Source organism: Nocardioides sp. (assembly GCF_035703625.1).
Lineage (GTDB): Bacteria > Actinomycetota > Actinomycetes > Propionibacteriales > Nocardioidaceae > Nocardioides.
In genome coordinates, this window is sequence record NZ_DASSXS010000100.1 from 1 (window position 1) to 3,497 (window position 3,497).

Genomic DNA, 3,497 nt, shown 5'->3' on the forward strand with positions numbered 1-3,497 from the left:
TCGTCGTCCGGGTCGCGACGTAGCGGCGTCTCAGGGCAGTCGCGAGCGCCAGTTGAGGGCGCCGATCAGGACCATCCGCAGCTGGGTCCGGGTCCGGTCCACGACCGCCTGCTCGGCCTCGGGGCCGGAGGAGATGATGACCTCGGCGGTCGCGACCACGGAGTTGACGATCAGGTTCGACAGGATCTGGAGGTCCTCGGACGACCAGCGCTCGGTCCCGGGGAGCCTCGCCAGGTCGAGGGCCAGCTCGCGCTCGAACAGCTCGATCCCGTGCGCGATCGCCTCCCGCACCACGAGCGGGCCGGCGGCGCGCTCCCGCGCGATGAACCGGAAGTGCTCGCGCTGCGCGTGCACGTGGTCGACCAGCACCTGCAGCGAGCCGTCGATGATGTCGTCGAGCGCCGGGCCGTTGCGGCGTACGTCGCGCAGCATCTCGCGCAGCGAGACGAAGGACTCCTCCACCAGGGCCAGCCCCAGCGCGTCGATCGACTCGAAGTGCCGGTAGAAGGCGGTCGGGACGATCCCGACCTCCTTGGCCACGGCACGCAGCGAGAGCGCGGCGAACGTGCCGTCGCTGGACAGCGACAGCGCGGCGTCCAGGATCGCCCGTCGGGTGCGCTCCTTGCGCTCCCCGCGGGTCTCCCGCTGCTCCGTCGCCCGCGTGTTCATGCCATGGAGCCTATGCGTCCGACGTGACACCGGCACCTAGGATGACCGCCATGAAGGACCACCTGAGCAGCAGCGAGATCCGCAAGGACGCGGTGCAGAGCGCCGTGGAGGCGGCCGCGACCACGGTCGGTCAGGTGACGTCGATCGTCACCCACGCGGTCAAGGACGTCGCCGGAGCGGTGGGTGGCTTCGCCACCGAGGTGTTCGAGATCCGTGACTCGGCCCGTCGGGCGCGCGAGCAGAACCAGTCCTAGCCGAAGCTCATCTCGAAGTCGGACATCCGGAACGACGCCAGCGCCCGCCGACCGGCCAGCCAGCCCAGCGGCCCGTCCACCTCGAACTCCCAGCGCCCCCGGCAGGGGAGCGTCCGTCCGGACCCGTGCAGGTTCGCCACCTTCGGCTCCTCGCCGACGGCCAGGGCGGGCTGACGGGTCCCCCCGCGGAACGGCAGGCGCGGAGCGAAGCGCGACACGTCGCCGAACGTTGCCCGGGCGATCGGCCGACCCGTGATCGTGGCCGACCACCCGGCGTGGGAGAGCACCCCGCCGCGCCGGGTGGAGCTGGTGAAGTCGCAGAGGCCCTTGGGGATCGCCCAGAGCTCGCGTCCGCCCTCCATCGACTCGGGAGAGTCGACCCAGATGTCGGTGATCTCGACCGCGCGCCCGGGTCCGGGCGCCGGGCGGGCCACCAGCAGCTCGGAGTAGGTCAGCTCGCTGCCGGGCTCGTAGCTGACGAAGGCGGCGCCGTAGACGCCGTCGGGACGGCCCTCGACCCCCCGGACCCGGAAGAGGGACAACCACAGCTGGCCCTGCATCTGCCACGGAGGTGAGGGATAGCCCACGTCAGTCCTCGGGGTCGTCGAGCCGAGCCAGCCAGGTCGAGAACCGCTCGACCGCCGCCTCGAACTCGGGGTGGGTGTCGGTGAACTCCTGCAGTCGTTCGGCCACCCAGGCCAGGGTGACCTCCTCCTCGCCCCGCCGCCGGTCGAGCTCCTCGATGCCGCGGTCGGTGAAGTACATCAGTAGTCGTGGTCCGGGCGGTCCGACAGCTCGGCGAACGCCCGGTCCACCAGCGCCTTCTGCTCCTCCATGTGCCGCTTGAGGGTGCCGACGGACGGTGAGGACGACGCGGGCCGCGTGACGGCCTCGACCGGGAGCTCCAGCTTCGGCCACACGTTCAGCGCGTAGAACGGCCACGGGCCCATGTTGCGCGGCTCGTCCTGCACCCAGCGAATGGCCCTGAGGTTCGGCAGGTCCTGGACGTACCGGAGGAGCTCCTCCTCGGGCTGCGGGTAGAGCTGCTCGAGGCGGGCGATGGCGAACCTGCCGGCGTCGTCGCGCTTCTTCCGCTCGACCATCAGGTCCCAGGTCACCCGTCCCGAGCAGAGCAGCAGCGTGTCGACCTTCTCCGGGTCGGCCTGCGCGTCGGTGACCAGCGGCCGGAACTCGCCGGAGGTGAAGTCGTCGGGCTGCGACGCGGCCTCCTTGCGCTTGAGCATCGACTTGGGCGTGAACACGATGAGCGGCCGGTGCTCCTCGCCCAGCGAGTGCTGGCGCAGCAGGTGGAAGTACGACGCCGGGGTGGACGGCTGCGCGACCACGAAGGCGTCCTCGGCGGCCATGGTGAGGAACCGCTCGATCCGGGCCGAGGAGTGGTCGGGGCCCTGGCCCTCGTATCCGTGGGGGAGCAGCATGACCACGCCGGACTGCTGGCGCCACTTGGTCTCACCGGCGGTGATGAACTCGTCGATGACGACCTGGGCCCCGTTGACGAAGTCGCCGAACTGCGCCTCCCACAGCACCAGGGCGTCGGGTCGGGCCACCGAGTAGCCGTACTCGAAGCCGAGTGCAGCGAACTCGGAGAGCAGCGAGTCGTAGACGTAGAAGCGTCCCTGGTCCTCGGTCAGCGAGCTGAGCGGGGTCCACTCGTCGGCGTTGGCCCGGTCGATGATGGTGGCGAAGCGCTGGACGAACGTGCCGCGCCGCGAGTCCTGGCCGGCGAGCCGCACGGGCCGCCCTGCCATCAGCAGCGAGCCGAAGGCGACGATCTCGGCGGTGCCCCAGTCGATCGGGCCGTCGGTGATCGCGGCCGCGCGGCGTTGCAGCTGCGGCATGACCTTCGGGTGCACGGTGAAGCCGTCGGGCGGGGTGACATAGGCGTCGGAGATGCGCTTGAGGATCTCGCCGGTGATCGCCGTCGACGCGCCGGCCGCCGACTTCTCCGGGTAGTCCGGCACCGTCGTCCACTCGTCGGGAGCCTGCACGCTGGCCTCGCGGACCTCGGTGAAGACCCGCTCGAGCTGCTGCTGGTAGTCCTTGAGGACCTGCTCGGCCTCCTCGACCGTGATGTCGCCGCGGCCGATCAGGGACTCGGTGTAGAGCTTGCGGACCGAGCGCTTCTGCTCGATCAGGTCGTACATCAGCGGCTGGGTGTACGACGGGTCGTCGCCCTCGTTGTGACCGCGGCGGCGGTAGCACACCAGGTCGATCACGACGTCCTTGTTGAAGGTCTGGCGGTACTCGAACGCGAGCCGCGCGACCCGGATGCAGGCCTCGGGGTCGTCTCCGTTGACGTGGAAGATCGGCGCCTGGACCATCCGGGCGACGTCGGTGCAGTAGAGCGAGGAACGGGACGCGCCAGGCGAGGTGGTGAACCCGACCTGGTTGTTGATCACCACGTGCACGGTGCCGCCGGTGCGGTAACCCCGCAGCTGCGAGAGGTTCAAGGTCTCGGCGACCACGCCCTGGCCGGCGAACGCGGCGTCGCCGTGGACCAGCAGCGGGAGCACGGGGAACTCCAGGCCGCGGTCGAGGACGTCCTGCTTGGCC

Annotated in this window: 5 protein-coding genes; 1 reads left to right on the forward strand and 4 read right to left on the reverse strand. The window is 70.5% G+C overall.

Annotation, left to right across the window (positions count from 1 at the left end; genetic code table 11):
* Nucleotides 1–30 precede the first annotated feature (30 nt).
* Complete coding sequence (locus VFN12_RS05055) at nt 31–669, reverse strand: TetR family transcriptional regulator (protein ID WP_325117513.1); 639 nt, start codon at nt 667–669, stop codon at nt 31–33.
* Between the two features lie 50 nt (nt 670–719).
* Between VFN12_RS05055 and VFN12_RS05060 the strand changes: the two genes are divergently transcribed.
* Nucleotides 720–923 carry a hypothetical protein gene (locus VFN12_RS05060; RefSeq protein WP_325117514.1) on the forward strand — a complete coding sequence of 68 codons (204 nt, stop codon included), beginning with the start codon at nt 720–722 and terminating at the stop codon, nt 921–923.
* On the opposite strand, the gene VFN12_RS05065 is transcribed toward VFN12_RS05060, so the two are convergent.
* From VFN12_RS05065 to VFN12_RS05075, 3 genes are all read right to left on the reverse strand, one after another.
* Nucleotides 920–1,510: an acetoacetate decarboxylase family protein gene (locus VFN12_RS05065; protein ID WP_325117515.1), complete on the reverse strand. Its 591-nt coding sequence runs from the start codon at nt 1,508–1,510 to the stop codon at nt 920–922. The genes VFN12_RS05060 and VFN12_RS05065 overlap by 4 nt on opposite strands.
* A gap of 1 nt (nt 1,511) precedes the next feature.
* On the reverse strand, nt 1,512–1,688 hold the full coding sequence (locus tag VFN12_RS05070) for a DUF6104 family protein (protein ID WP_325117516.1): 177 nt from the start codon (nt 1,686–1,688) through the stop codon (nt 1,512–1,514).
* Nucleotides 1,688–3,497, reverse strand: a 1,810-nt coding sequence (locus VFN12_RS05075) for a multifunctional oxoglutarate decarboxylase/oxoglutarate dehydrogenase thiamine pyrophosphate-binding subunit/dihydrolipoyllysine-residue succinyltransferase subunit (RefSeq protein WP_325117517.1), incomplete at its 5' end; no start/stop codon positions are given. The genes VFN12_RS05075 and VFN12_RS05070, both read right to left, overlap by 1 nt.